This window comes from Psychrobacter sp. CoH-33_TS_01 (genome assembly GCF_058189395.1).
Genome location: NZ_JBVGQI010000038.1, coordinates 1 through 296, shown reverse-complemented (window position 1 = coordinate 296; position 296 = coordinate 1). Strand labels below are relative to the sequence as shown.

1 protein-coding gene is annotated in these 296 nt (G+C 65.5%); it reads right to left on the bottom strand.

Annotated features, from left to right (window positions below):
- Positions 1–185 (bottom strand): hypothetical protein (locus tag ACZ2XM_RS15465; RefSeq protein WP_490619010.1); only part of this gene is annotated, 185 nt, incomplete at its 3' end.
- Positions 186–296 lie beyond the last annotated feature (111 nt).

Here is a 296-nt window from a genome sequence, read left to right as displayed (position 1 = left end):
CCGTTGTTGCCGTTCACCGCGGTGTTGCGCATCTGGGGGCTGCCGACCCGGGCCAGCACACCCACCATGTGACCGGCCACGAAGTAAGCGCCATAAGAGACCGGGCCGGCGAAAACTTCAGTCGTGCCATCCGGGTACCGGTTCGCGAACTGGGCCTCATCCGTTGGATAGAAATCCTGGATCACGGTCAGGTCTCGGCCTGCTGCTTCCGTGGCTGCGGTCCAGTCGGCCTACGTGGCGCCCGGCCCGACGACCACACCGGTGCCACCATGATCGGATGTCGGCTTGAGCACGCC